Origin of the sequence: Bartonella sp. M0192, from assembly GCF_016102305.1 — a bacterium.
Taxonomy (GTDB): Bacteria; Pseudomonadota; Alphaproteobacteria; order Rhizobiales; family Rhizobiaceae; genus Bartonella; species Bartonella apihabitans.
This window is the reverse complement of record NZ_JACFOU010000001.1, coordinates 131,830-158,247: the sequence shown is the minus strand read 5'-3', so window position 1 is coordinate 158,247 and position 26,418 is coordinate 131,830. Positions and strand designations below refer to the sequence as shown.

General features: G+C 46.6%; 22 protein-coding genes. 14 read left to right on the top strand and 8 right to left on the bottom strand.

The annotated features are described in order from the left end of the window. Nucleotides 1-24: 24 nt before the first annotated feature. From H3S82_RS00740 to ybaK, 4 genes are read left to right on the top strand one after another with little or no spacing between them, the layout of a single operon-like run. Entirely contained in the window at nucleotides 25-1,515 is a 1,491-nt protein-coding gene (locus H3S82_RS00740; RefSeq protein ID WP_198237078.1) for an efflux transporter outer membrane subunit, read from the top strand. Beyond that, complete coding sequence (locus H3S82_RS00735) at nucleotides 1,512-2,711, top strand: efflux RND transporter periplasmic adaptor subunit (RefSeq protein ID WP_198233493.1); 1,200 nt, start codon at nucleotides 1,512-1,514, stop codon at nucleotides 2,709-2,711. The genes H3S82_RS00740 and H3S82_RS00735 overlap by 4 nt, the downstream gene beginning before the upstream one ends. Before the next feature lie 3 nt (nucleotides 2,712-2,714). Then, on the top strand, nucleotides 2,715-4,694 hold the full coding sequence (locus H3S82_RS00730) for a MacB family efflux pump subunit (protein WP_198225625.1): 1,980 nt from the start codon (nucleotides 2,715-2,717) through the stop codon (nucleotides 4,692-4,694). A gap of 55 nt (nucleotides 4,695-4,749) precedes the next feature. Beyond that, complete coding sequence (gene ybaK, locus H3S82_RS00725) at nucleotides 4,750-5,223, top strand: Cys-tRNA(Pro) deacylase (RefSeq protein WP_077973137.1); 474 nt, start codon at nucleotides 4,750-4,752, stop codon at nucleotides 5,221-5,223. A gap of 91 nt (nucleotides 5,224-5,314) precedes the next feature. Here the strand turns inward: ybaK and H3S82_RS00720 are convergent, their stop codons facing one another. Genes H3S82_RS00720 through ftsE form a run of 3 tightly spaced genes read right to left on the bottom strand, consistent with a single transcriptional unit; the run spans nucleotide 5,315 to nucleotide 7,615 of the window. Next, on the bottom strand, nucleotides 5,315-5,986 hold the full coding sequence (locus H3S82_RS00720) for a YdcF family protein (RefSeq protein WP_077973136.1): 672 nt from the start codon (nucleotides 5,984-5,986) through the stop codon (nucleotides 5,315-5,317). Between the two features lie 2 nt (nucleotides 5,987-5,988). Further along, on the bottom strand, nucleotides 5,989-6,963 hold the full coding sequence (locus tag H3S82_RS00715) for an ABC transporter permease (protein ID WP_246785218.1): 975 nt from the start codon (nucleotides 6,961-6,963) through the stop codon (nucleotides 5,989-5,991). Continuing rightward, on the bottom strand, nucleotides 6,956-7,615 hold the full coding sequence (ftsE, locus tag H3S82_RS00710; RefSeq protein ID WP_077973134.1) for a cell division ATP-binding protein FtsE: 660 nt from the start codon (nucleotides 7,613-7,615) through the stop codon (nucleotides 6,956-6,958). The genes H3S82_RS00715 and ftsE overlap by 8 nt, the downstream gene beginning before the upstream one ends. Nucleotides 7,616-7,851: 236 nt before the next feature. On the opposite strand from ftsE, the gene hpt reads away from it, so the two are divergent. Next, the gene (gene hpt / locus H3S82_RS00705) at nucleotides 7,852-8,388 is read left to right on the top strand and encodes a hypoxanthine phosphoribosyltransferase (RefSeq protein WP_198237077.1); all 537 of its coding nucleotides are present in this window, start codon (nucleotides 7,852-7,854) and stop codon (nucleotides 8,386-8,388) included. A gap of 406 nt (nucleotides 8,389-8,794) precedes the next feature. On the opposite strand, the gene H3S82_RS00700 is transcribed toward hpt, so the two are convergent. Further along, complete coding sequence (locus H3S82_RS00700) at nucleotides 8,795-10,165, bottom strand: sensor histidine kinase (protein ID WP_198225628.1); 1,371 nt, start codon at nucleotides 10,163-10,165, stop codon at nucleotides 8,795-8,797. 198 nt (nucleotides 10,166-10,363) lie between these two features. Here H3S82_RS00700 and H3S82_RS00695 point away from each other — a divergent pair, with 198 nt between their 5' ends. From H3S82_RS00695 to H3S82_RS00685, 3 genes are read left to right on the top strand one after another with little or no spacing between them, the layout of a single operon-like run. Then, a complete protein-coding gene (locus H3S82_RS00695; RefSeq protein WP_077973130.1) occupies nucleotides 10,364-11,185 on the top strand; it encodes a hypothetical protein in 822 nt (273 codons plus the stop codon). Between the two features lie 28 nt (nucleotides 11,186-11,213). Further along, nucleotides 11,214-12,158 (top strand): bifunctional enoyl-CoA hydratase/phosphate acetyltransferase, encoded by a 945-nt coding sequence (locus H3S82_RS00690; RefSeq protein ID WP_246785217.1) that lies wholly within the window; start codon nucleotides 11,214-11,216, stop codon nucleotides 12,156-12,158. After that, entirely contained in the window at nucleotides 12,151-13,341 is a 1,191-nt protein-coding gene (locus H3S82_RS00685; protein ID WP_077973127.1) for an acetate/propionate family kinase, read from the top strand. Before H3S82_RS00690 ends, H3S82_RS00685 begins: the two co-directional genes overlap by 8 nt. A 651-nt stretch (nucleotides 13,342-13,992) precedes the next feature. Here H3S82_RS00685 and acs read toward each other — a convergent pair. After that, nucleotides 13,993-15,942 carry an acetate--CoA ligase gene (acs, locus tag H3S82_RS00680; RefSeq protein WP_198232879.1) on the bottom strand — a complete coding sequence of 650 codons (1,950 nt, stop codon included), beginning with the start codon at nucleotides 15,940-15,942 and terminating at the stop codon, nucleotides 13,993-13,995. Between the two features lie 311 nt (nucleotides 15,943-16,253). Here acs and H3S82_RS00675 point away from each other — a divergent pair, with 311 nt between their 5' ends. Beyond that, nucleotides 16,254-17,237 carry an SDR family oxidoreductase gene (locus H3S82_RS00675; protein WP_370541179.1) on the top strand — a complete coding sequence of 328 codons (984 nt, stop codon included), beginning with the start codon at nucleotides 16,254-16,256 and terminating at the stop codon, nucleotides 17,235-17,237. Here the strand turns inward: H3S82_RS00675 and H3S82_RS00670 are convergent, their stop codons facing one another. Beyond that, nucleotides 17,238-17,918, bottom strand: coding sequence for a YggS family pyridoxal phosphate-dependent enzyme (locus H3S82_RS00670; RefSeq protein WP_198232882.1), 681 nt, complete (start codon nucleotides 17,916-17,918; stop codon nucleotides 17,238-17,240). Nucleotides 17,919-18,043: 125 nt separating this feature from the next. Between H3S82_RS00670 and leuS the strand changes: the two genes are divergently transcribed. Together leuS and lptE are read left to right on the top strand one after the other, a co-directional pair. Next, the gene (leuS, locus tag H3S82_RS00665; protein WP_198232878.1) at nucleotides 18,044-20,656 is read left to right on the top strand and encodes a leucine--tRNA ligase; all 2,613 of its coding nucleotides are present in this window, start codon (nucleotides 18,044-18,046) and stop codon (nucleotides 20,654-20,656) included. After that, nucleotides 20,643-21,218, top strand: coding sequence for an LPS assembly lipoprotein LptE (gene lptE / locus H3S82_RS00660; protein ID WP_077973119.1), 576 nt, complete (start codon nucleotides 20,643-20,645; stop codon nucleotides 21,216-21,218). Before leuS ends, lptE begins: the two co-directional genes overlap by 14 nt. A gap of 103 nt (nucleotides 21,219-21,321) precedes the next feature. Here lptE and H3S82_RS11355 read toward each other — a convergent pair whose 3' ends face one another. Continuing rightward, nucleotides 21,322-21,906, bottom strand: a complete 585-nt coding sequence (locus tag H3S82_RS11355; RefSeq protein WP_077973117.1) for a DUF805 domain-containing protein — start codon at nucleotides 21,904-21,906, stop codon at nucleotides 21,322-21,324. Between the two features lie 198 nt (nucleotides 21,907-22,104). Beyond that, nucleotides 22,105-22,758, bottom strand: a complete 654-nt coding sequence (gene fsa / locus H3S82_RS00650; protein ID WP_198232877.1) for a fructose-6-phosphate aldolase — start codon at nucleotides 22,756-22,758, stop codon at nucleotides 22,105-22,107. A gap of 109 nt (nucleotides 22,759-22,867) precedes the next feature. Between fsa and H3S82_RS00645 the strand changes: the two genes are divergently transcribed. The 3 genes from H3S82_RS00645 to H3S82_RS00635 all read left to right on the top strand — a co-directional run bounded on the left by H3S82_RS00645 (nucleotide 22,868) and on the right by H3S82_RS00635 (nucleotide 26,282). Continuing rightward, a complete protein-coding gene (locus H3S82_RS00645) occupies nucleotides 22,868-25,060 on the top strand; it encodes a primosomal protein N' (RefSeq protein WP_198237076.1) in 2,193 nt (730 codons plus the stop codon). Between the two features lie 87 nt (nucleotides 25,061-25,147). Then, nucleotides 25,148-25,789 carry a hypothetical protein gene (locus tag H3S82_RS00640; RefSeq protein ID WP_077973115.1) on the top strand — a complete coding sequence of 214 codons (642 nt, stop codon included), beginning with the start codon at nucleotides 25,148-25,150 and terminating at the stop codon, nucleotides 25,787-25,789. 100 nt (nucleotides 25,790-25,889) lie between these two features. Then, nucleotides 25,890-26,282, top strand: coding sequence for a DUF4345 family protein (locus H3S82_RS00635; protein ID WP_198232876.1), 393 nt, complete (start codon nucleotides 25,890-25,892; stop codon nucleotides 26,280-26,282). The last annotated feature ends 136 nt before the right edge of the window (nucleotides 26,283-26,418 follow it).

Here is a 26,418-nt window from a genome sequence, read left to right as displayed (position 1 = left end):
ATTTGTGATCGGAGCAGGAAAATAATGCAGAAAGGCTGTTTCAAAACTGTCGGCCGATCAACTTTTTCCTTGATTGCACTGACTTCAGTTTTGATGCTTTCGGGCTGCCTTGTCGGCCCCGATTATCAAAAGCCGATTTTCAAGCTCGATTCCAAATGGAGCGGCTCTTCACATGAAACACCGTCAACACCGCCGGAACTTGCAAACTGGTGGCAAAGACTGAATGATCCCTTGCTTGATAAACTGGTCTCTGATGCGATTGCCGGTAACAATGATGTCCAATCGGCAAAAGCCAGGGTGCGTGAAGCAAGAGCGACTTTGTGGCAGACAACCGGAACATTATTACCAAGTATCGACGGCTCGGCTTCTGCCAATCGCAATAAATCGGCAGGCGGGCCCGAGCGCAGCCAGTATCGCGGCGGACTTGATTCAAGTTGGGAAATTGATCTTTTCGGTGCTAACCGGCGGGCAGTCGAAGCTGCAAAATACGGTCTTGATGGCGCCAAAGAAGATATGCGTGCCACAATGCTGACCCTGATTGGAGATGTTGCAACCAATTATGCGGAAATACGCGGGCTACAACAGCAGATAGCGCTGGCTCAACGCACCGCAATTGCGCAACGGCGCACCGCACAATTGACCAAAGACAAATTTGCCGCCGGCGCAGTTTCCCAGCTTGATGTATCCAATGCCGAAGGTCAAGCTGCCACCACCGAAGCCGGCATTCCACAAATGCAGGCCAATCTTGCAACAACAGTCCACCGTTTGTCTGTTTTAACCGGCCAAAGCCCGACCGCTCTTAATGATATCATGGCAAAAACAGGTAAAATTCCTGAACCGAAATGGCCGATACCGGCGGGCGTTCCTGCCGATATTCTGCTGACACGTCCGGATGTTCGTCTGGCAGAACGCCAATATGCGCAAGCCACCGCTCGTATCGGCCAGAAAGAAGCCGACCGTTATCCGTCTTTGACGCTAACAGGCAATATTTCCACCTCTGCGACCCAGCCGGGTGAACTTGGAAAAAGTTCTTCAATCAGTTGGTCGGCCGGTCCCGGCTTGACGATACCGATTTTTGAAGGCGGGCAGAGAATGGCTGCTGTCGAGGTTGCCCGTGCCCAGCGTGACCAATCTTTTATCAATTATCGAAGCAGCGTGTTGACGGCATTGGAAGATGTCGAAAATGCACTTGTGTCAATGAGCAAAGAAAGACAGCGCTCGGCAAAACTTGCCATTGCTGCCAATTCCTATGCCAAAGCACTGAGCCTGTCGCGTTCGCTTTATCAAAGCGGCAATACCAGTTTTCTTGAACTGTTGAATGCAGAACGTTCCCATTATTCATCCGAACAGTCACTGATTGAAAGTCAGGTTTCGATTACCAAGGACTATATCTCGCTCATGAAAGCTTTAGGTGGCGGTTGGAATGGTGCGGTAGACGACACAAAACCGGAAATTGTCGACGGCTATACAGGGCCGCACATCAAAAAAGTTGAAACAGAGAGCAAAACGCGATGAAAGCAAAAAAAACAGTCGTTATCATCATTGCTGTGATTGCACTGATCGTGCTTTTGATATTTGTCCACTCGGCGTTTTTTTCGACGACTGCGCCAACCTATATGACGTCGAAGGTCAAAAGGGGAGATATTGAAGTCAGCGTTCTTGCCAATGGTACAATCAAGCCGCACCGGCTGGTTGCTGTTGGTGCGCGCGCAACGGGTCGTATTGTTTCGATGAAAGTAAAGCCCGGAAGCATTGTCAAGCAAGGTGATTTACTTGCCGAAATCGACCCGACAACCCAGACAAACGATTTGAAAAGCAAGGAAGCAGCTCTTGCCAATTACCGTGGAAAACTTGCCGAGCAGGAAGCGCAACTTGTTCTTGCCAAACAGAATATGACCCGTCAGCAAACGATGATCTCTTCGCATGCGGTTTCCAAAGCCGATTTTGATGATGCCGATGCGCAAGTCAAAATCCGTGCGGCACAAATCGACCAGTTGAAAGCCCAGATTGTGCAGGCGGAAGTTGATGTCGAGACAGCCAAAGTCAATCTCGGTTATACGCGTGTAACGGCGCCGTCCGATGGTACAGTTCTTGCCACCGTCGTTCAGGAAGGGCAGAACGTTAACGCCGTACAGTCGGCACCGACGATTGTTATTCTCGGCGATTTGTCGGTGATGACGGTTCGTGCCGAAATATCCGAAGCCGATGTCATCAATGTCAAACCCGGTCAGGACCTTTATTTCAATGTTTTAGGCAATCGTACGCGGCGCTATGAAAGCCGGTTGGAAAAAATCGAACCGGCACCTGAATCCATCCGCAATGATATCAGTTTCAATTCATCCTCGACGGCTTCTTCGAGCTCGTCGACTTCGCAGGCCATTTATTATAATGGCACATTCAATGTGCCAAATGATGATGGTGTTTTGCGCACCTATATGACTGCGGAAGTTCATATTATTCTGGGACGCGCTGAAAAGGTGCTGCTTATACCGAGCGATGCATTGAACGATGTTTCGGGCACACGAGCAGTGGTCAATGTTCTTGACAAAAATGGCAAGCTTGAAGCCCGCGACATTGAAACCGGATTGAATAATAAAGTTATGGTCGAAGTTGTTTCCGGACTTAAAGAAGGTGAAACCGTTGTAACCGGTGTCAGCAACGGCACCATGCCTTCGACTTCCGGAAGCCGTCATCGCGTGGGGCCGTTCTGATTGATGGAAAACACTCACAAAGACGCGGTCATTGTTCTTGAAGATGTCGTACGTGAATTTCCGGCAGGTGAAAGCAAAGTACGGGTCTTGAAAGGTATCAATCTGACTATCCGACGTGGAGAAATGGTGGCCATTGTCGGCGCATCGGGGTCGGGAAAATCGACATTGATGAATATTCTCGGCTGCCTTGATCGGCCGAGTTCGGGAAGTTACAAAGTTTCCGGTAAAGAAACCTCGCAACTTTCCGCTGATGAACTTTCATCTCTTCGCCGCGATCATTTCGGCTTTATTTTCCAGCGTTATCATTTGCTTGGCGAGTTAACAGCACTTGATAATGTTGAAATTCCGGCAATTTATGCGGGACGTTCTCCACACGAAAGAGAAAAGCGCGCAGCCGCGCTTTTACAACGTCTCGGCATGGGCGAGCGCATTACCCACCGTCCGGGACAACTTTCCGGTGGTCAACAGCAACGTGTTTCGATTGCGCGTGCATTGATGAATAATGGCGAGGTTATCCTTGCCGACGAGCCGACGGGAGCACTTGATAGTCATAGCGGTGAAGAAGTCTTGCGCATTCTGGAGGAAATCCACGCAGAAGGGCGCACAATCATTATCGTAACGCACGATATGTCGGTCGCAAAAAAAGCCGAACGGATTATCGAAATCAGTGACGGGGAAATTTTGTCGGATAAACCCAACCGCCCGACAGAAGTAGCCACCGGTCATGCCGACGAAGTAGCAACAGAAGTCGTGAGCAACAAAAAAATCGGACTGTTGAGATCATTTCTTGACCGCTTCCATGAGGCTTTCCGCATGGCTTTGTTGTCAATGAATGCGCATCGTATGCGCACATTTTTGACCATGCTTGGCGTTATTATCGGTATTGCTGCCGTGGTTTCCATGGTTGCTTTGGGAAATGGTACGCAAAAACAGATTCTTGAAAACATCAACAGTCTGGGAAGCAATACATTGAATATTTTTGCCGGAAAGAGCTTTGCCGATATGCGATCGGGCAAGGTTACGACATTGGTCGATTCCGATGCAACAGCACTTTCCGAACAACCTTATGCCGATGCTGTAACACCGACTGTCACGACATCATCTACTGTCCGCTACGGGTCGATCGAATCGAATGTGACGGTTTATGGTGTAAGCGACCAATATTTCAAAGCACAAGGCGCAAAACTGGTTGAGGGACGATTGTTCGATTCCGAAAGTGTGCTATCGCGTGCAACCGATCTCGTGGTTGAAAAACAGGCTGTGCCAACGCTTTTTCCCGATAGTCACGAAAGTCCGATCGGACAGGTGGTTCTGGTTGGAAAAGTTCCCACCCGTATTGTTGGTGTCATAGAGTTGCAACAAATGGGACCGCCTTCCGATACTTTGCAACTTTATTTGCCATATACAACTGTGCAGACACGCTTTCTCGGCAACAAGACCGTACGCTCCATTACATTGAAAGTTGCCGACAATGTCGATTCCCGTTTGGCCGAGGCTGCGGTTAAACGTTTTCTCATTATGCGGCATGGCACAGAAGACTTTTTCATTCGCAATTCCGAAGAATTTCGTGAACAGGTCATTGCAAGCACGCAAGTTCTGACTTTGCTGGTTGCCTCCATTGCGTTGATTTCGCTTCTGGTGGGGGGCATAGGTGTGATGAATATCATGTTAGTTACCGTATCCGAGCGAATCAATGAAATTGGTGTGCGGATGGCTGTGGGCGCACGTCAGAGTGATATTCTCCAGCAATTTCTGATAGAATCTGTCCTTGTTTGTTTGATCGGCGGTGCCTTGGGTATTTTGCTCGGTCTTTCTGTCGGGTGGATTTTTGCCGTGAGCGGCGCACCGTTTAAACTTGTTTACTCGATGGGTTCAATTATTATAGCTTTTGTTTTTTCCACGCTTATCGGCATCGGCTTCGGTTTTCTGCCTGCACGCAATGCCTCTAAACTTGACCCTGTTGCCGCTTTATCGCGCGACTAGCCGCATCGATTTGAATTGACGCGTTGATAAATATTGAATTTGAAGGAAGTCTAAAGTGTCAAAAACCACTCCGGCAACCGCCTTTCTTGATCATAACCATATCGAATACGAGTTTATCACCTATCACTATGACCCGCATGCTGATCGTGTCGGCCTGCAGGCAGCAGAAGCTGTCGGGGCTGATCCGGAAACAGTTTTCAAAACATTGATGGTCAGCGTTGATGGCAAACCCCATGTTGCGGTTTTGCCATCCGATCAGGAAGCCAATATGAAAAAACTTGCCGCCGCTTTTGGTGGAAAACATGCCGAAATGTTAAGCGTCGAGGAAGCCGAAAAACTAACGGGCTACAAGGTGGGTGGAATCTCGCCTTTCGGACAAAGACGGCATTTACCAACAATTTTCGAAAAAACAGCTGAATTGTTTGATAAAATCTATATCAATGGCGGTGGACGCGGTTTTCAGGTCAAGATGCATTCGAAAGATGCCATTGCTGTTCTTTCGGCCAAAGTTGCCGATTTCAAGCGCTGAACACTCAAAACCGATTGTCATTCCGTTATCATTTTGCCAATTGTCGAACATGTGGCTTTGAAAGAACCGGTTTAAAAAAATTGCGTCTTTATCAGAAATAGGCTCTAAGCTCCGCACCGATGAATTTGATATATTCGCTTGCAAGCAATCTCAATTCGCCTAATTGACGGAGCAGGCTTTGTTCTCCTGTTCCGTCGCTAATCGGATAGGCGATGAAGTCTATCTCAGGCATCAAGCGGTTCAATTCGCGTAACGAACGCGGCATATGATAATCGTTGGTGACGATATAGACCTTTTGATAGTGATTTTTTCTTATCCAGTCGGTCGCCTCTTCGGCGTTTCCGATTGTATTGACAGCTTCGTGCCCGAGATCCACACAACACTCGAATAATTGCGGGTCACTATGGGTCACACGTATTAAGGCCTGACTATTGGTGGATGGATTGACACCGCTGATCAACAGTCTTTTGCCAAGTCCTTTGCCGAGCAGATCAAGACCTGCTTCCATCCGGCTTTCACCGCCAGTCAGCACAATAATTGCGTCAGCGACCGGAAGCGGATCCGGTGGAGCGAGACGGGATATTTTTTCACTGAAATAGAAAAAACCGCTGCCGAACAGAATAATGCAGACGAGAATAAAAATACTGACCGGCGGCAGATGTTTGAAAAAACGCCTTTTCCAACGCAATAATCTGATCTGGCGAAGCTTTTTCCGCTTCTGCACAGGATCTGCCAATTGCGCATATAAGGTGTATTCGCTCATCGTTAAAATAACTCGCTTTCGCTACGGTCAATAGATTTTAACTGGCTTAAAATGGTGAGGCGGCTCGTCATCATCGTCAGTAAAGAGACGAAGCTCACAAGAATAAATATCTTGATATAACTCGACAGGCCAAGACTGAAATGGCCGAACAAGGCCGATGTCTGGTCGCCGCCAGGTGTACCGGAAACAAAGCCTGACCAGAATGAAAAAGCAATAAAGACGATAATGGCGGAGAGGCCGCCGTAACAAGCTCCTTTGAAACCGGTCTTGAAAAAATGCAAGTCGAACTGACGGGCGATAAAGCTTGATTCCGCTCCGATGAAATGCAGCACTTCGACAATGTGCTGATTGGCTGAAAGGGCGCTGCGTGTTGCAAATATAATCGTAAGGGTCAATGCCGAAATGACAAGAGCCAATATGACCAGTCCGATAATAATGGTCGCATGTGCCATTGTGACGAGCCGGCTGATTGCGTTGCGATGATCGTCAAAACTTCCTCCGGGTATTTGTGTTGCAATGGCATCGCTTATCATACCGAAATCGACCGGAACGGAATCATCAAGTGTCACGGCAATAAGACGCGGAATAGGAAGCTCGTTCAATTCCAGTCCGGTTCCAAGCCACGGTTCGAGAAGACGTTCTGTTTGGGTGCGGTCGACGATTTCGGCAGATTTTACACCCCGAAAGCTTTTGGCGAGTTCTACGGCATATTTTAAAGTTTTTTCTATATCAAGGCCATCAGTCGGACGGATTTGAATAGTGGCTTCTCTTGAAACCTGATTTTCCCAATTATGCGCCGAATGACCGATAAGATCCACGCCGCCAATAGCCAGAGATGCGAGAAACGTCATGATCGCAATCACAACGACCAAGGCTTGTCCCGACACATCACCCGCAGGAACAATCGATGTTTGAGGTGTCGAGCTTTTAAGGAACCGGAATTTTCTTGGGGGGTCAGATGGCAAAAGCTCAGTCATAAAGTTCCAGCCTTCCATCGTTAAGAATCATGCGACGCGCATCGACCTGCTCCATCAGATTGACATCGTGGGTTGCAATAATCACAGCAGTTCCCGAACGGTTAAGCTCGATAAAAAGCCGCAATAGTCTGCGGGCAAGGACGGGGTCGACATTACCGGTCGGTTCATCTGCCAATAAAATTTCGGGCTGGTCAATCAATGCACGGGCAATCGCGGCGCGTTGTTTTTCTCCGCCGGATAGAACAGGAGGCAATACGTCCATGCGTTCACCAAGTCCTACCCATTGCAGAAGCTCTTCTACTTCGGCCCGGTAGGTTGCTTCTTCACGCCCCCTCACACGCAAGGGAAGTGAAACATTTTCATATGTTGTCATGTGATCGAGCAGGCGGAAATCCTGAAAAACAATACCAATTCTCTGGCGCAATTTCGGCATATCCTGCCGTTTCAAAAGGGCAGTATCATGGCCGAATATATTGATAAGGCCGCGCGTCGGTTTTAATGCGAGAAACATCAACCGCAACAATGTTGTTTTGCCGGCACCCGAAGGACCAGTCAAAAACTGGAATGATCCGTGCGGAATATAAAAGCTTATATCACGGAGGACTTCCGGCCCCATGCCATAACGCAAGCCTACATTTTCAAAACGAATCACTGTTAATTTACCTATTCTAACCGCAGAAATTTTATCCGGTTTTGCCCTGTGAGCCGCTATTGTCCTTCAGAGGCATTCATTGCCAACTCTTGAAAGGTCCTTGACCGGAGGACCCAATTTTTCCTATCCTTGATGAATATGGTTAAGTCGCGGTTAAAATTTGGCGGTGACAATTGCTTTCTTAACGCGATTGTCTGTGTTAGGCCACGGCCATAAAATTTTATATGGATAATAACATGCCCTTGATAGATGGAAAGTCGATTGATGTTCTGTTTTCGGAACAGGACATTGCCAAACGCAATCGTATAATGGCAACTGAAATTGCAGCTAAAAAGCCGCAAAATTTGCTGGTTTTACCGATTTTGAAAGGGTCATTTATCTTTGCAGCAGATCTTATCAGAGAACTTCATCGCGCCGGTGTCAGATCGACTGTCGAATTCATAACAATTTCAAGCTATGGCGCTGGTCAGGAGAGCGGAGAGATCAGACTTCTTCATGATTTTGATAGCGATATTACGGGGCGCGACATTCTTTTAATCGATGATATTCTGGAATCGGGAAAGACACTGAAATTTGTTCGGGATCTTTTGAAAACGCGTGGAGCCGGACGCATTTTTATCGCGGCCCTCCTTGATAAGGCGATGCGCCGTCAGGCCGACATTGAAGCGGATTTCGTCGGTTTTTCCTGTCCTGATCAATTTGTTGTCGGTTACGGAATGGATGCGGGCCACGCATTCCGCCAGCTTCCTTTCGTCGGTGTCATTCATAAATAAATGCATAAAATTTCATAACACCGGATAATCTTTCCGGTAACCATCATAATGAAATGTCCGATAGCGCGTCTCACAAATTTTTCTGATAAAACACTGGCGCGAGACCGACATTGCTGCCAAATCCCATTTTGTTTTTTTGTGTTTATCTGATCATTGAAATCACCGGATAGGCAGGAATATCTGATAACCGGTCAGTTTGTCAGCAATGATAAAATGCTTGTCCGGATTTTTTTGAGGTGCACTGCCAAAGTCGGCTGTCCTATGTGCCAAGCTCCGGAAATAGTTAATATTACCCGATTTGCGTTTCCCGTCCATTCAACAGAATATTTTGTGCCAGCAAATATTGTTCAAAATCGCTACCCCGAAATGAATCTGTTGCATTTTTTCCAAAGGTCACGTTGATTTATCAACCAGGAAAATTCTCTGCTGTTCGAGGCGCTTTTAGTTCAAAGGAGAAACCTTCCGGCGCATAATTCAATTCGGCATGTCCGTTGAAACGGGCTGGCAAAAGACGCTTTATCAGTTTGCTGCCGAAACTGAGCTTTGTTGGCTGACTAACTGTCGGGCCACCTTTTTCACACCACGAAAAATGGAATTCATCCTTATCGAGAGTCCAGTTAATTTCAACGATTCCGCTCTTTGAGGACAAAGCACCATATTTGACAGCATTGGTGCTCAATTCATGAAGTGCTAAAGCCATGGACAACGCTGTTTGTGGCGAGAGTGATACGGGCGGACCCGATATGATGAACCTTTTTTTGGTTTTGTCATGGATATCAAGACTGCTTTCGACAATTTGTTTGAGGTTGGCACTGTTGGTTGCACCTTGTGTCAAAATATCCTGTGCATGGGCAAGTGCATTCAGCCGTACCGAAAAATCCTGTAATGCTTTTGTCACCGATGTCGATTCGGTAAGAGTTTGATTGGCAATGCTCTGAACAATTGCCAAAATATTTTTGACACGATGGGCAAGTTCACCTGAAAGGAGTGCCTGTTTTTCTTGTGCGTCGCGCCGCTCGGTCACATCCTGTAAAACACCCAGGATTCGATGTTTCATCAACTTGCCAACGTCTTTTGGAGCAGCTTCCGCCCAATAACCGATCCAGCGTAATTGTTTGGTATCAGCCCTTTTGATCTGGAATTCCAAATGTGTAATCAGACTTTCATCTTGTCTCGTTTGCAACATTTGTTTTGCAATCTGTTCCGGATTATCGACGATGACTGAATAAAAGTCATTCAAGGGAAGTTCCTCGCTTTCCTCGAATCCCAGAAGTTTTAAAAATTGCGGTGTCGCTTCAATTATTTTGCGATCACGGTCAATTTCGAAAGCACCGATGCCGGCAGCCTGCTGGGCGAGCCGCAACCGTTCTTCACTCAACCTTAATGTTTCGGAATGACGTTGTTCGTCTGTACGATCGCGGACAATTTTTAAGAATCCCTGCTGCTTCCCATCATCGCTATAGAGGGCTTGAAGATCTCCCGATGCCCAGAATGTGGTACCATCTTTTCTTTGGTGAAACCGCTCGACAACGTCTATCCGGTGCAAACTTGCCATTTGTTGGCGCGTTTCCGGAAGCCTGTTCATCCTGTCTTCTTCTGTGAAAAGAACATCAAGCGGTTGACCGATTATTTCTTCCGGTTTCCAGCCGAACAATTTTTCGGCGCCCGGACTCCAGCTGACAATAAGCCCGTTCATGTCAGCCGTTAATATTGCATAATCCAGGGCATTATCGAGAATAAGCTGGTTACGCCACTCCTGTTTTTCAACACGTTTCATCGTGGTTATACAGACTCCGTTTCAATAACCCATAAATACTTTCATGTACAAACAGGCTTTTAGCGTCATCCCGCATTTCCCACGGAAACTTATATCATTTAATAACCACCTTGTTAACTGTTTATCATATCGGTTTATTGTAAAATTAACGCATAAAATTATATTATTTAACTTATCGAGGATTTTACCGGATGAGTTATGAAAAATCTCAGTCAATCTTTCCCGACAAGACCGCTCAAAATAAAACGCTGTGATTACTCCTATCTTAAGCGCGGACTAATCTATTTTTTATTGTTCAATGTTATTTTTTTAGGGTTCTGTTTTTTCTGGAAGCCACATTTCATTGAAGATTTCAAAATTATGGATAAGCCGGAATATGTCCAGAATTTTACTTTGGAAAATAATCTTTGCCGTGCAACACTACTGGTTTTTCGAGAATGCCGGACAGACGCGAAAATAACGCTCGGAAATCAGAGTTTTATAAAACATTTTTCAGTGCGCTTTTTAGGTTTAACAAGGAATTCTTATCCGGTATATATTGTTTATCAGCGCGACAATCCGGAAAAAATGGTGCTTAACCTTGAAATAGAGCACATATGGCAACGGTTGTTTGTGTTTTTTATTGTTTTGATAATTGCATTTCTAATTGCGATAAAAAGTTTTGCCGATTTTATACAGCAATATAGGCAATGGAGAGTTGTCGGAAGCCAACGTAAGATGATGCCGACAATTGTTGCTTTGACAAAATTATTTTTCGGTTATTGTTTTTACCGAATTCATTTGCCTGATGGCAAAATTCAAAAACGTTTGCTCAAAGTAAAACGCAAAGATCCGTTGGTCTTTGTCGATCAGTCAAGGGGATATGTTCTTGGCGCTATACCTGAAGGATGCAATTTCGCTATTGTATTTGATCAAAAACTCGATCATGTTGATTTAACCGAGGCCGAAAAGAAAGAATTGATGGGTACAATCGCCCGTCTCGCAGAATCAGGCGAAAAAATAATGCGGCCAATGTTCTAGTTAAAATTGTTGTTGGAAGGAAATGACGATGGCAGCAAAAAAACACGGACGTTATGATGCTTATCTCGAACAAGCGCGCGATCTTCCTCCCATCAAAACGGCAATTGTCCACCCCTGTTCAAAAGAAGCCATGGTGGCGGCTATTGAAGCCTGGCAAGAAAAATTTTTGCAACCGGTTCTGGTCGGGCCGGAATTAAAAATCAGGAAAGCTGCAAAAGAAGCAGGCGTCAAAATAGATGATCTCGAAATCATACCGACAGAACATAGCCATGCGGCTGCCCAGAAAGCGGTCGAAATGGCAGCAAGTGGAAAAGTTCAGGCGTTAATGAAAGGGTCGCTCCATACCGACGAGCTTTTAAGCGCCGTGGTCAACGCACAATCGGGGTTGCGAACAGAACGACGTATCAGCCACGTTTATGCAATGGATATTCCGGCCTATTCAAAGCCGCTTTTCATTACCGATGCGGCAATCAATATCCGTCCGGATCTTGATGACAAGCGCGATATTGTTCAAAACGCGGTTGATCTTATGCGCATTCTGGGGCGTGAAAAACCGCTTGTTGCGGTGCTTGCGGCGGTAGAAACCGTTAATTCGAAAATGCCGGCCACCCTTGATGCAGCAGCTTTGACTGTCATGTCGATGCGCGGGCAAATTACCGGTGCTGTTGTGGATGGACCGTTGGCTTTTGATAATGCGATCAATTTGAAGGCGGCCGAAATAAAGGGTATTGTTTCACCGGTCGCAGGAAAAGCCGATATTCTTCTGGTGCCGGATCTTGAAGCAGGCAATATGCTTGCCAAGCAATTGATGTATTTTGCCGATGCCGGTGCTGCCGGACTGGTTCTTGGTGCGCGTGTGCCGATTATTCTCACCAGCCGATCGGATAAAGTGTCAGTGCGTCTTGCCTCCGCAGCACTCGCAAAAATCATGGTCGAGCGGCGGTTCAAACTGGAGAAGGCGCATCATGCATAACCGGATTGTAACGTTCAATTCCGGCTCTTCATCATTAAAGGTCGGGCTTTATGAAATAAAGGGCTCCCGCGCAGAGCGTCTTGGAAAAGGTTCGATTGATCTCAGGCGTAATTGTTTTTCTTTCCGGATTGAACAAACCGGCGAGCAGATAGCGGCTGCACCGCTCCCAGAAAAAGCCGATGATAAAGAAATGCTCAAGCAAGTGTTTGGCTGGCTTGTTGAGCGAATGGATATCGGAGAAATCAAAGCGGTTGGTCATAGAATAGTACACGGCGCAGATATCTTCAGAAATGCGTGTATCGTCAATGATAAAACATTGGATTATATGGAATCGCTTATACCGCTTGCACCACTCCATCAACCGGCCAATCTCCGATTGATTTACCTGGTCAAAAAACTTTATCCGTCGCTCATGCAAACAGCCTCTTTTGACACAGCTTTTCATCAGGGCCAGAGCGATAGAGTGAGACGTTTCGCCATTCCCCGAATTCTGCACAACCGCGGTATCAAAAAATACGGTTTCCATGGGCTTTCCTATCACTATATTTCGGAACAATTACCCAAATTGCCGAAAGATGTCCGTATAAAGAATGTCGTTGTTGCCCACCTTGGCAGTGGCGCCAGTCTCTGCGCATTGAAAGATCAGCAGAGTGCTGAAACAACCATGAGCTTTACCACACTTGACGGTGTGCCTATGGCAACGCGTTGCGGGTCACTTGATGCGGGAGTTCTCATCCATCTGTTGCGAAACAAGCGCCATAGTGTCAGTGACATGGAATATATGCTTTATCATTCGAGCGGCCTCCTTGGTATGTCTGGCATCAGCGCCGATTGTCGTGATCTGGTGGCATCCAAATTGGAACAGGCAAAACAGGCTCTTGATGTTTTTACTCTTCGTATTGCGCAGGAAATCGCGCGTTTGGCAGTCACTCTGGAAGGGCTTGATACCATTATTTTCACTGCCGGTATCGGTGAACACCAACCGGAAATTCGCGAGGCTGTATTGGAACAATTGCGTTGGATGGGGATCGAGATTGACTATGAAGCCAATAATGCCAATCAATCACGGCTGACAACGCTTAATAGTCCTATTGCCGCGTTCATAATTCCGACGGACGAAGAACAACGTATTGCTGATGACGCTGCCCTTCTTTTGACCGAAAACGAAAAAACAGCTCATTGAATTTTTAAATGAACAGGTTGCGGTCATAAATTGCTTTATTGCATTGCAGGGATAAGCCTATTGTTCAACTATAGCTGAAACAGTTGAAATAGCTGAAAAGATAAACAGGACTATGCAATTGCGCTCGTTATATCGCCATGAGGCCCCGAAGAAAACGGAGGCAGCATCGGCGTAGAGCCAACCAATCTACACTATAATATTCTCATTGCCCTTTAGTCGACAGAACATCGAAAGCCAATTTCTAATGCTCGAATCCGTTCTTTAAGATCCGTTCTCTATGAGAGATTTTTATAGCTCTTTAAGGGATTTTTCATAAGCTTTGTAAGCACAATTTTTAAATCAATGAAGTATGTCTGCCGTTTTCCATATTTAGCCAAGTGAAGCCTGTCCGATTGTATGTTTCGACTGACGAAGTGAACGGTCAAGTTGTTTTCACTCGTCGCTTCTTCTTGGTGAAGTATGTGCTGGCAAGATTATGTGTTTCCAAGACAGGGCGTAAAGTTTGCGCCAAATATTGGCGGATACCCGTAAATATTGGCAGATGCACCTATAACGAAGACATTCGAATTACTAAAAAATTCAGGCTAACAGGAATTCGACAATAGGTCGCAGCAATATCGGCGGAATATTCCGCCGATATTATTTTGGTGCTTAACGTTTGTTCAAACGGTCAGCAATCAGGTCTTCAACAACCTGCGGTTCTGCAAGTGTCGATATATCGCCCAGATTTTCAAATTCGTCTTCGGCAATTTTACGCAAAATTCGCCGCATGATTTTGCCCGAACGTGTTTTTGGCAGACTCGGAGCAAACTGGATCTTGTCGGGTGTGGCAATCGGTCCAATCTCGTTTCTGACATGTTTGATAAGGTGTTGACGCAATTCTTCTGTCGGTTCGATACCTTCCATCAATGTCACATAACAATAGATACCCTGTCCCTTGATCGGATGCGGGTAACCTACAACCGCTGCTTCGGAAACATTGTGATCGGAGACGAGCGCCGATTCAACTTCTGCCGTGCCAAGACGATGGCCTGAAACATTCAAGACGTCATCGACGCGGCCGGTAATCCAGTAATATCCGTCATGATCACGACGACAGCCATCACCGGTAAAATATTTGCCCTTATAGGTCGAAAAATAGGTTTCTACAAAACGGTTATGATCGCCATAAATTGTGCGCATTTGCCCCGGCCATGAGTCGGTAATGCATAAGTTTCCATCATTTTCACCTTCAAGGACTTCTCCTTCAGTGTCGACAAGCTCGGGCTTGATGCCGAAGAAAGGAAGTGTTGCCGAACCGGGTTTCAGATCGGTTGCACCGGGTAGCGGGGTGATCATATGGCCACCGGTTTCGGTCTGCCACCATGTGTCGACAATCGGGCAGCGATCATCACCGACTTTATGATAAAACCAGTTCCATGCTTCCGGATTGATCGGCTCGCCAACCGAACCAAGAATACGCAACGACGTGCGTTTCGAGCGTTCGACATATTCGTCACCGGCTCCCATTAATGCACGAATAGCTGTTGGTGCGGTATAAAGAATATTGACCTTATGCTTGTCGACAACTTCCCAAAAGCGCGCCTGATCGGGGAAGTTCGGGACACCTTCAAACATAAGCGTTGTCGCGCCATTACATAATGGCCCGTAAACCAGATAGGAATGTCCGGTCACCCAGCCGACATCGGCGGTACACCAATAAACGTCTCCGACGTGATAATCGAATACATATTCATGCGTCATGGAAGCATAAACAAGATAGCCGCCGGTTGTATGAAGGACGCCTTTCGGTTTACCCGTAGAACCTGACGTATAAAGAATAAAAAGCGGGTCTTCGGCTTTCATGCGCGCTGGCGGGCATTCGGTTTTTGCATTGGCCATTTCTTCATGATACCAGAAGTCACGGCCGGGGGCCCAGCCGATTTTGCCGCCGGTTCTACGCACAACCATCACCTGATTGACCAGAACATATTGGCGTGCGGCAATGTCGATTGCATGATCGACATTTTCTTTCAAAGGGATGGGCTTGCCACCACGTACACCTTGGTCGGCTGTAATGATAAAGGTCGATTCGCAGTCGACAATACGCCCTGCAAGTGCTTCCGGTGAAAAGCCTGCAAATACGACTGAATGGACTGCGCCGATACGTGCACAGGCAAGCATTGCATAAGCGGCTTCCAGAATCATGGGAAGATAAATGGTAACCCGATCGCCTTTTTTAACGCCCCGTTTTTTTAGGATATTGGCAAACCGGCAGACGTTTTCGTAAAGTTCCTTATAGGTGACTTTTTTATCAATATAGGGGTTGTCACCTTCCCAGATCATCGCAACCTGGTCACCGCGACTTTTCAAATGTCTGTCGATGCAATTATAGGTTACATTTGTGATGCCGTCTTCATACCATTTTATGGATACACGGCCTCGAAAACTGGTATTTTTAACTTTTGTAAATGGTTTGAACCAGTCAATGCGCCGGCCATGTTTCGACCAGAATGCATCCGGATCCTTGATACTTTCATCATACCATTGAAGATATGTTTCACGATCAATCAAGGCATTTTTCTTGATATTATTAGATACAGGATAGACTTTATCCGTCATCTTCTCCTCCTTTTTGTGTTGCTATTCTCCTCACGCAACACGTTCTTTATCAAATATCCATTTGTGATGGATATTTGATATTTACATTAAATGGTATCATCGGTTTCTTGGAAGTCTTAAAATAATTTTTTTAAAAAACTTATCGTGAATGACTAGAAAAAACCGAAGTAAAATAATTATAAATTGTCAATTTTTGTTTCTTTTTTACTGAAAAAGGCCAGCGAGGCATCGATTTTAAAACAGCGAGCAGTAGTTAAAATAGCGAAGTGATACCACTTCGTGTTGTGTCCGGTATTTGAAAGGAAAATGCTATGTTGGACGAAAAGCTGATAGTCTCGCGTGAAGAAGCGTTGAAAAATGGAGCTGATGTGACGTCAAAGAAGTCAGGTCACCGGATGGCGGCGCAAACAGCTTCGTTGAAAAATCCGGTGGATGCTTATCCGCAGCCTCCCTATTCGACAGAAAAACAACAAGCTCCGGGACTTGCATCAAAGTTGACACCAAAGGCCGATCACGGAGAAAAAAGCTACAAAGGTTCCGGTAAACTTTTAGGCAGAAAAGCCTTGATTACCGGCGGTGACAGCGGCATCGGGCGGGCAGTGGCAATCGCTTTTGCACGTGAAGGTGCCGATGTTGCAATCAATTATCTGAAGGAAGAAGAGTCCGACGCGCAAGAGGTTATCAAGCTCATCGAACAGGCAGGGCGCAAAGGATTTGCTATTCCCGGTGATTTGACCGATCGGCATTTTTGCGAAAAATTGGTCGAGGAAGCAGTCAAAAAACTGGGCGGACTTGATATTCTGGTGAATAATGCCGGCCGTCAACAGGCGGTGGAAGCTCTTGCCGATCTCACAGACGAATCTTTTGACCAGACGATGAAAACCAACATTTATGCACCTTTCCGTGTAACAAAAGCTGCATTGCCACACATTCCTGCGGGTGGTTCCATTATTATCACGTCTTCGGTACAGGCATTTGACCCGTCTGCAACCTTGTTTGACTATTCACAAACCAAGGCTGCCAATGTTGCGTTTGCCAAATCACTGGCAAAACAGCTCGCTCCGAAAGGCATTCGTGTCAATGCCGTTGCCCCGGGTCCCTTCTGGACACCGCTGCAACCGGCAGGTGGACAGCTTATGAAAGCCATGCCGCAATTCGGTTCAGAAACACCTATGAAGCGTGCAGGCCAGCCGGTTGAAATTGCCCCCCTTTATGTTTTGCTGGCATCAGAAGAAGCAAGCTATTGTTCAGGCCAGGTCTTTGGTGCGGCCGGCGGAATTGGCATGGATAGCTGATTATTGGTGAGTAACCGGCGGACGATGACCGAATATTGCCGAACCGACGCGCACACTCGTGGCACCGAAGGCAATGGCTGTTTCATAGTCCGCCGACATTCCCATTGACAGTTTTTTCACTTCCGCCTCTTTAGCCAATTTTGCAAGAAGAGCAAAATAGGGGCCGGGATTTTCACCGACTGGCGGAATACACATCAAGCCGACAATATCGAGATGATGGCCGTTTTGGCAGTGTTTGACAAACTCGACTGCCTCATTTGGCGCTATGCCGGCTTTTTGTGGCTCTTCTCCGATATTGACTTGCACATAGCAAGGGAGCTTGCGGTTTTGTTTTAACATTTCTTCTTGAAGAAATTTTGCAATTTTTTCTCTGTCAATCGTTTCGATCACGTCAAAAAGCTGGACTGCTTCTTTTGTTTTATTTGATTGCAATGGCCCGATGAGATGGAGCTTGAGATCAGGAAATTCTTCGCGCAATTGCGGCCATTTGCTTTCAGCTTCCTGAACACGGTTTTCACCGAAAACTCGTTGTCCTGCTTCAAGAAGCGGGTGAATATCTTCAACTCCGAAAGTTTTCGACACAGCGATGAGCTGAACGTCATCAGCTCTACGTTTTGCATCATTGCACGCTTTGACGATATTCTCTTTGACTTTTTGCCATTGTGCAATAACCGCATCCATAGTCATTTTCCCTTCTTCATCAATTTTAATGAATAAAAGCGCATAGAAATGGTTGACGCTTTCCTTAATCCGTGGTGAAGCACGTATTGAGTTTTTTGACCACATTTTGCAAGAGTATAATTGTAATGGCAACCGAACGCTACAATCCACGCGCGACTGAACAGAAATGGCAGTCAATCTGGGGTGAAAAAGAAGTTTTCAAAACCGATAATAATGACCCGCGCGAGAAATATTATGTGTTGGAAATGTTTCCCTATCCTTCGGGACGCATTCACATGGGGCATGTGCGCAATTATGCGATGGGGGATGTGGTTGCCCGTTATAAACGCGCCCGCGGATTCAATGTTTTGCACCCGATGGGGTGGGATGCTTTCGGCATGCCGGCAGAAAATGCCGCTATGCAACACAAAGTTCACCCGAAAGACTGGACTTACCAGAATATCGCTTCCATGAAAAAGCAGCTGAAGTCCATGGGGCTTTCTCTTGATTGGTCGCGCGAATTTGCAACCTGCGATGTTGAATATTATCATCGCCAGCAGATGCTTTTTCTCGATATGTATGAAAAAGGGCTTGTTGATCGTAAAACCTCCAAGGTCAACTGGGATCCGGTCGATCATACAGTGCTTGCAAACGAGCAGGTCATTGACGGGCGCGGCTGGCGTTCGGGTGCGCTCGTTGAACAGCGGGAGCTTACGCAATGGTTTTTCAAAATCACCAAATTCAGTCAGGAACTTCTGGATGGTTTGAACGGCCTTGATGAATGGCCGGAAAAAGTGCGCGTTATGCAACGCAACTGGATTGGCAAATCCGAAGGTGCGCTTTTGCGCTGGGAAATTGCCAAGGAAACGCCGATAGACGGTTTCAGTGAAATCGAGTGTTTTTCAACCCGCCCCGATACAATATTCGGTGCTTCCTTTATCGCTATTGCGGCCGATCATCCGGTTGCCCGCAAACTTGCCGAAAAAAATGCAAAACTGAAAGATTTTATCGACGAATGTCACCGCAAGGGAACGTCGACAGCCGAGATTGAAACAGCCGAGAAAAAAGGTTTCGACACCGGCTTGAAAGTCGTCCATCCATTCGATGATAAATGGGAAATACCTGTTTATGTCGCCAATTTCGTTTTGATGGAATATGGAACGGGTGCAGTTTTCGGCTGTCCTGCTCACGATCAACGCGATCTTGATTTTGCCAATAAATATGAATTGCCGGTGCGTCCGGTTGTTTTGCCCGAAGGTGCGGATCCCGACAGTTTTGTTGTGACCGAAGAAGCCCACACCGAAGACGGTATTATGATCAATTCCGGCTTTCTTGACGGCTTGAAGCCGAAAGCCGCATTTGAAGAAGTTCTCAAACACTTGTCCGGCCAGATGTTGAACGGTCGCCCGCAAGCCGAGCGCAAAGTTCAATTTCGCCTGCGTGACTGGGGTATTTCGCGGCAACGCTATTGGGGCTGCCCGATTCCGATTATCCATTGTGATGATTGCGGGGATGTACCGGTTCCACGTGCCGATTTGCCGGTAAAATTACCTGATGATGTTACATTCGACAAACCCGGCAATCCGCTTGACCGCCACCCGACATGGAAATTCGTTAAATGTCCGCGTTGTGGCAAACCCGCACGGCGGGAAACCGATACGATGGATACCTTTGTCGATTCCTCGTGGTATTATGCCCGCTTTACTGCCCCTTGGGAAAATGAGCCGACCAACAAGGATGCAATCCGGAAATGGTTGCCGGTCGACCAATATATTGGTGGCATCGAACACGCGATTCTGCATTTGTTGTATTCGCGCTTTTTTATGCGGGCAATGAAATTGACCGGCCACGTCAATGTCGACGAACCGTTCAAGGGGCTTTTCACTCAAGGTATGGTGGTTCACGAAACCTATCATAACAAGGAAGGTTGGGTGGCACCAGCCGATATCCGGATAGAAGAAAAGGATGGTGTGCGTTGTGCGACCCTCCTTTCCGATGGCAGTCCGGTAGAAATCGGTTCGATCGAAAAAATGTCGAAGTCGAAGAAAAATGTCGTCGACCCTGATGATATTATTTCTTCCTATGGCGCTGATACCGCACGGCTTTTCATGCTTTCCGATTCACCGCCCGAACGTGATGTTATCTGGACCGAAGCGGGTGCGGAAGGTGCCCACCGTTTTGTGCAACGCGTCTGGCGGTTGATTTCGTCAAGTGCCGAAATATTGGCACATGTCAAACCGCAAGCCGGAACAAAGGGTGCAGCGCTCGATATTTCCAAAGCGGCTCACCGCACACTTGCGAAAGTGGCAGATGATATTGAAAAGCTTGCTTTCAACCGCGCTGTGGCTCGCCTTTATGAACTTGTTAACAAGCTCGCTCCGGAATTGCAAAATCTGGAACAAGCCGACGACGAAATGAAGGCCGCTTTGAGACAGGCACTGGATTTCTTTATCGTCATGATATCGCCAATGACTCCGCACCTCGCGGAAGAATGTCATGTAGCTTTGGGAGAGACAAATCTGGTTGCCCAAATGTCTTGGCCACATTATGATCCTGCTTTAATTGTGGATAACGAGATTACTATCCCTATCCAGATTAACGGGAAAAAGCGTGGTGATTTGACAATTGCACGCAATGCGGATCAATCTACTATCGAAAAGGCTGTTCTTGCCCTCGATTTTGTGCAATCAAATCTGGCAGGCAAGAAGCCGAAGAAAATTATCGTAGTTCCACAGAGGATCGTCAATGTTGTTGCCTGACCATATTCTGAATAGCATCAGACCCATAACAACTGCTGTACTATTGGGGACAACGCTCGCCATATCGGCCTGCACTGTTCAACCTCTCTATCATGGAGACTCGAACGGGACGGCGCAACTGAATGTTTCACCGTCCATTCGTTCGAAATTGTCTGGCGTCATTATTGACGAGCCAACCGACCGGTTTAACCAGTTGGTTCGTAACCGATTGATTTTCTTGTTGAATGGTGGTGCAGGAGAGCCTTCTGATCCAACCTATCAACTATCGCTTGGCACAAGCTATAGCATCCGGACTGCAGTCCAGATGGATATAGGCGATTCGACCGATCGTACGGGCCGTGCATCTGCCGGTGCTGTTGATGGTCGTTCGGCTTATGTTTTGAAAGATATGAAAAATAAACCGGTTGCCAAACGCACACGGACTGTCAGCGCTTCGTTTGACCGTCCTCGTCAGGAATATGCAAACTTGCAAGCTGAAGAGGATGCCAAGAAACGTGCCGCAGAAGAATTGGCCGAGCAGATCTTCCTGTCTTTGGCTCAGGATATGTCGAAATTGAAATGATTCGTTTTGGTCAGGCGATTTGACCGCCTGACCGACGTTTAATTTTATGACGGTTCTGCCAATTATTTATTCAAATCCCGTCGTGGCAAGATTTGGTGCGATACTATTTCTCTTGTTCCGATGGGGGCTCATTATCCGGTGAGTGGTTATGCGCTTTATCGAAGAAATATTGTTCGGAATATAGATTTAAACTTGGTTCGCCATATTTGTTTTGGCCTTTTTGGCTTCTCATCGGGCAAAGTATCAGAGCGAAAAGAATATAGATTGCGGCCGGTACACCCAAAAGCAGGTAAAACATCGGCTCTCCGGTTTTCAAATGGAAAAGTTGTATCGGCAATAATCCGACCAAAAATATCCATATAACGAGACCGAACAGGCCGGTTAAATGATAAAAAATTGAAAAAACCAGCCATAAAATTATAAGTGGTAAAAGAAAAATTATCCCTATGAATGGAAAAATCAGCCATAAGCCATGCCATTCTACGTCGTGAAACCGGCGGATGATGAGCGAGACGCTCGGGATATACAAAAAAATACCAAGAGCGGTTATGGGAAAGTTGAGGATTTGACTAAAAATACTGTTAGTGTCAAAAAAAGCGATAAGAAACAAAACAGTAAAAGCGAAAACGTCAAATAACAAAAACAGGCTGAATTCTTTTCGATTTGCCCGTCCGTCGAAAACTGTCATATTTGAAAATGCCGATTTTACAGCTTCCCAAATAACTAGCACTCTTTAACCCCCTCTGTCAGAATGACTTTCTTTCAAGGCTTTGATCGTTTTAAAACAGCAAAGCCATGGCAAAAAATGGCTAATGCTGTTCTTGATATATTACCCGCTCGTCTTCAAATCATGAACTGTTGTTTTCCAATTAGGGCTGTTATTTTTTTAGCCAATAGTTTGTCCGGTCTTTGCCCAATCTTTCATGAATACATCCAGACCTTTGTCGGTGAGAGGATGTTTTATCAACAATTTCAAAACGGCAGGCGGGATTGTCGCGACATCGGCACCAATAAGTGCAGCTTCCTTGACATGGTTGACTGTCCGGATAGATGCGGCAAGGATTTGGGTTTTAAAGTCGTAATTGTCGAAAATTGTCCGGATTTCACCAATAAGATCCATCCCGTTCAATCCGAGATCATCAAGCCGTCCGATAAAAGGAGAAACATAGGTTGCACCGGCTTTGGCTGCAAGTAATGCCTGATTGGCCGAGAAACATAAGGTCATATTGGTTTTCAAGCCCTTCGAAGAAAGTGCTTTACAAGCCTTCAATCCGTCAAATGTCATAGGAAGTTTGATACAGATATTATCGGCAATTTTTGCCAAGATCTGGGCTTGTTTCATCATTCCGTCGAAGTCTGCCGCGGTGACTTCTGCTGATACAGGGCCGTCTATCAGGGCGCAAATCTCTTTTGTTACTTCGATGATATCCCGTCCGGATTTCAAGATCAGTGAAGGATTGGTCGTAACACCATCAACAAGTCCTAGATTATTGAGCTCCGAAATTTCTTCAATAATGGCAGTATCAACAAAAAATTTCATATTCCAGCTCCTGAGTGCTTTTGCTTTGTCCAATATCCGGTGATCTTTTACGATTTGCTTGTTATGATCCATTGTTTTATGCAAAAGCAAGACCAACATGACACCGATAATGACAAATATCGAATCAAAACCCCAAAAAACTGTTTCAATTCTGGTGCCTATGCCGGCGGAAACGGCTTATAGCTATTCTGTGCCGGACGATATGAATGTCAAAGTCGGTTCGATTGTGCGCGTGCCTTTGGGGCCAAGAGAAGTGGCCGGTCTCGTTACCAATGAGGCAAACAGCAATAACAAAGTGGCGGCAAAAAAATTGCGGCCGATTTCCGAAGTGTTCGATTGTCCGCCATTGCCGGCCGATATGATGCGTTTTATCCATTTTGTTTCCGACTATACTCTTTCCCCACCGGGAATGGTTGCACGTATGGCTTTGCGGGTTCCTGCGGCATTTGATCCGGAACCGGCAATTGCCGGATTGCGCTATTGTGGTGGCAAAGTCGAGAAAATGACTGCTGCACGAAAACGCGTTCTCGAGCTTGCGCAAAATGGCCTCGCCTGGACAAAATCGGGGCTTGCCCATGCCGCCGGAACATCGACAAGCGTTGTCGAAGGATTGAAAAATTCCGGTATATTCGAGGAAATCGAAATGCCGCCCCCTCCGGTTGTGGCGCTCCCTGATCCCGACTATTCAAGCCCGACACTTGAAAAAGCGCAAAAACTTGCCGCCGATAAGCTGATAGAGGCCGTCGACGGGGATTGTTTTAAAGTCTTGCTGCTTGACGGTGTTACGGGGTCAGGCAAAACAGAAGTCTATTTTGAAGCTGTTGCGCAGGCGCTTGAAAAAGGCAAACAGATTTTGATTCTTTTGCCGGAAATAGCATTAACGCAGCAATTTCTCGATCGATTTGAAAGCCGTTTCGGTGCGCCGCCTGCCGAATGGCATTCCGATCTCACCCCCAAACAACGTGAACGGGTCTGGCGGCAGGTCATTGAAGGGCGGATAAGAGTCGTTGCCGGTGCACGTTCCGCACTTTTTCTACCTTTCGAAAATCTCGGACTGATTATCGTCGACGAAGAACATGATACAGCCTATAAACAGGAAGACCGTGTCTTTTATAATGCGCGTGATATGGCTGTGGCGCGTGGCTCTTTCGGCGGTTTTTCGGTCATTTTATCTTCTGCCACCCCGTCGGTAGAAAGCAAGGTCAATGCTCTTCAGGGACGCTATCAGGCGGTTCATCTTCCATCGCGTTTCAGAAAGGCCGCACTGCCGGATTTGCGCGCTATCGACATGCGCAAGAATGCTCCTCCCTCAGGGCGGTTTTTGTCACCGCCACTTGAACTTGCCATGCGCGAGGTGCTTGATCGCAAAGAACAGGCGCTCATATTTCTCAATCGTCGCGGCTATGCACCTCTGACGTTATGCCGCGTATGCGGTCACCGTTTCCAATGCCCGAATTGTTCGAGCTGGCTCGTTGAACACCGCTTTCGCGGGCAACTTATGTGCCACCATTGTGGCTATCACGAACCGATCCCCGAAGCTTGTCCGGAATGCGGAACACTCGATCATCTCGTTGCCTGTGGGCCGGGTGTCGAAAGGATAGCCGAGGAAACATTGAAGCTGTTTCCGGAAGCGCGCATTCTCGTATTGTCGACCGATTTGATAGGGGGTGTCAAAAGATTAAGGCTGGAGCTTGAAGCCATTTCAAAAGGCGAGGTCGATATTGTCATCGGAACACAACTGGTTGCCAAAGGCCACCATTTTCCGGGTATTTCACTCGTCGGTGTGGTTGATGCGGATCTGGGACTTTCCAATGGGGACCCGCGCGCGGCAGAACGCACGTTCCAGTTGTTGTCACAGGTCACCGGTCGCGCTGGTCGAACCGGATTGAAAAGCTTTGGGTTGATACAGACTTATCAGCCGGAACATCCGGTCATGCAGGCAATTATCTCGGGCGACAGCGAAGCATTTTATAAAAGAGAAATTGACGAGCGGGCACGCCACAATCTCCCGCCTTTCGGGCGTCTCGCAGCGCTTATTGTTTCATCTGAAAGCCGCAGTGACGCCGAAGCACATGCGCGCGCTTTGCGGAAGGCAGCGCCATCGGCAAATGAAATATCGGTATTGGGACCGGCCGAAGCGCCATTGGCATTGGTGCGCGGACGATATCGGTTCAGACTGCTTCTACAGGGAAGCCGTCGTGCCGATATGCAATCTTTTATTCGTGCAATGATTGCACGGGGGCCCAAAATTCGTGGTACAATACGGGTGCAGGTTGACATTGATCCGCAAAGTTTCATTTAATGTCCGTGCTTCTCGCTGAACGGGACAAACAGTAACAATGTGGCAGGTGGTCTGTTTGGCATAGATCAATCGTTTCAGAGGTTTGGAATGATGCGTTTTTTATTGATATTGTCGACGTTACTGTTTTCAATAAGTCCGGTTTTTTCCCAATCTGTTTCTGATGTCATCGGGCACGATAGCCAGAATAATAAGAAAAGTGCCGATGTTACCGTTTTTGTCTTTGCTTATAGTATGCTCAAAGAATCGGACAAAGTATTTATGCCAATGATTGACGAACCGGCAAACAGCATGATGAAATCATGTAAAAAACCTTCATCCAAAGCCAGACAATGGGTCTATATGAATATTGTCCAGCAATATGATCATATTCTGAAGGAAGTTTATCAACTCGAAAAAGGATTGAGTATTAACGGAAAGGTTGAACCGGGGCCGGTGGCGACACGCATGATAACTACCTTAAGCCAGCGTCGCGATATGATAGAAACGGCACGCGCTCTCGATCTTTCTGCTGAAGTTGTCGAGGTGCGTATGGAAAATAATGATGCTTTGTTGGATAAAGCATTGATCGAGACAGGTGACACGGTAGCCTCATCAGCCTTTGATACATTCAAGGAAACAAATACAGCAAAGATCAAATCGGTACCTCAGGACATTGAAAAAATATTGCAGGACAATTGCCTGAAAGATCCGACCGGAGAAGAAAATTTTCTTTCGGGTCCGGCACAATAATATTGCTACCCGTTTCTTTTTTTAAAAAAGCGTGCATATAGAACTTATTGCTTAAATGGTTAAAAAATTCGGCCTTGAGAGGATTTGAAGGTAGGTAACGATGATTGAACTTTACTTTCCCCAAAGTTGCGGAGAGTGGCTTGCATGGTTCGTAGCGTGGGGTTTTGTTCTGGTAGGTCTGTTCTATTTAATCTGGCCGAAAATTGCGATGCGGATGTTCTGGACTTATCCGCAACAAGAATCAGCTTCACTCCTTGCTGCGGTGCGCGGCAATATGGGCGGGCTGCCGCTCGGCTTGGGAATTGGCTATTTATTGTTTGCACAACCTTTTTTAGCGGTTGCGCTATTTTTGGCGGTATTTTTCTGCATTGTCGGACGGCTTGTCTCATTTATAATTGACAAAAGCTTTTCTGGCTTTAATGTCATTTCGCTATTGATCGAAATAGTGTTTGCAATAGCGAGTTTTGTTTATGCTTTCGGTTTTGTAGCTTAAATATTAAAAAAAATAAGGCATAGTTTTAAAAAGCAGCCTGTTGCGGTGTTGCGAGTCTCAATTGTGTATGCTAGATGCCTATCAACTTTTAATATTTGAATAGCGGTCACATACCGACAACGGGAAAAGTTATCTG

Excerpts from the sequence above, each read along its gene's own strand:
- fsa (WP_198232877.1), bottom strand. The coding sequence starts at position 22,758 with ATGAAATTTTTTGTTGATACTGCCATTATTGAAGAAATTTCGGAGCTC.
- hpt (WP_198237077.1), top strand. The coding sequence starts at position 7,852 with ATGCCCTTGATAGATGGAAAGTCGATTGATGTTCTGTTTTCGGAACAG.
- H3S82_RS00720 (WP_077973136.1), bottom strand. The coding sequence starts at position 5,986 with ATGAGCGAATACACCTTATATGCGCAATTGGCAGATCCTGTGCAGAAG.
- H3S82_RS00735 (WP_198233493.1), top strand. The coding sequence starts at position 1,512 with ATGAAAGCAAAAAAAACAGTCGTTATCATCATTGCTGTGATTGCACTG.
- H3S82_RS00695 (WP_077973130.1), top strand. The coding sequence starts at position 10,364 with ATGAAAAATCTCAGTCAATCTTTCCCGACAAGACCGCTCAAAATAAAA.
- leuS (WP_198232878.1), top strand. The coding sequence starts at position 18,044 with ATGGCAACCGAACGCTACAATCCACGCGCGACTGAACAGAAATGGCAG.
- H3S82_RS00740 (WP_198237078.1), top strand. The coding sequence starts at position 25 with ATGCAGAAAGGCTGTTTCAAAACTGTCGGCCGATCAACTTTTTCCTTG.
- H3S82_RS00640 (WP_077973115.1), top strand. The coding sequence starts at position 25,148 with ATGATGCGTTTTTTATTGATATTGTCGACGTTACTGTTTTCAATAAGT.
- acs (WP_198232879.1), bottom strand. The coding sequence starts at position 15,942 with ATGACGGATAAAGTCTATCCTGTATCTAATAATATCAAGAAAAATGCC.
- H3S82_RS00635 (WP_198232876.1), top strand. The coding sequence starts at position 25,890 with ATGATTGAACTTTACTTTCCCCAAAGTTGCGGAGAGTGGCTTGCATGG.
- lptE (WP_077973119.1), top strand. The coding sequence starts at position 20,643 with ATGTTGTTGCCTGACCATATTCTGAATAGCATCAGACCCATAACAACT.
- H3S82_RS00715 (WP_246785218.1), bottom strand. The coding sequence starts at position 6,963 with ATGACTGAGCTTTTGCCATCTGACCCCCCAAGAAAATTCCGGTTCCTT.
- H3S82_RS00690 (WP_246785217.1), top strand. The coding sequence starts at position 11,214 with ATGGCAGCAAAAAAACACGGACGTTATGATGCTTATCTCGAACAAGCG.
- H3S82_RS00675 (WP_370541179.1), top strand. The coding sequence starts at position 16,254 with ATGTTGGACGAAAAGCTGATAGTCTCGCGTGAAGAAGCGTTGAAAAAT.
- H3S82_RS00730 (WP_198225625.1), top strand. The coding sequence starts at position 2,715 with ATGGAAAACACTCACAAAGACGCGGTCATTGTTCTTGAAGATGTCGTA.
- H3S82_RS00685 (WP_077973127.1), top strand. The coding sequence starts at position 12,151 with ATGCATAACCGGATTGTAACGTTCAATTCCGGCTCTTCATCATTAAAG.
- H3S82_RS11355 (WP_077973117.1), bottom strand. The coding sequence starts at position 21,906 with ATGACAGTTTTCGACGGACGGGCAAATCGAAAAGAATTCAGCCTGTTT.
- H3S82_RS00700 (WP_198225628.1), bottom strand. The coding sequence starts at position 10,165 with ATGAAACGTGTTGAAAAACAGGAGTGGCGTAACCAGCTTATTCTCGAT.
- H3S82_RS00670 (WP_198232882.1), bottom strand. The coding sequence starts at position 17,918 with ATGGATGCGGTTATTGCACAATGGCAAAAAGTCAAAGAGAATATCGTC.
- H3S82_RS00645 (WP_198237076.1), top strand. The coding sequence starts at position 22,868 with ATGACAAATATCGAATCAAAACCCCAAAAAACTGTTTCAATTCTGGTG.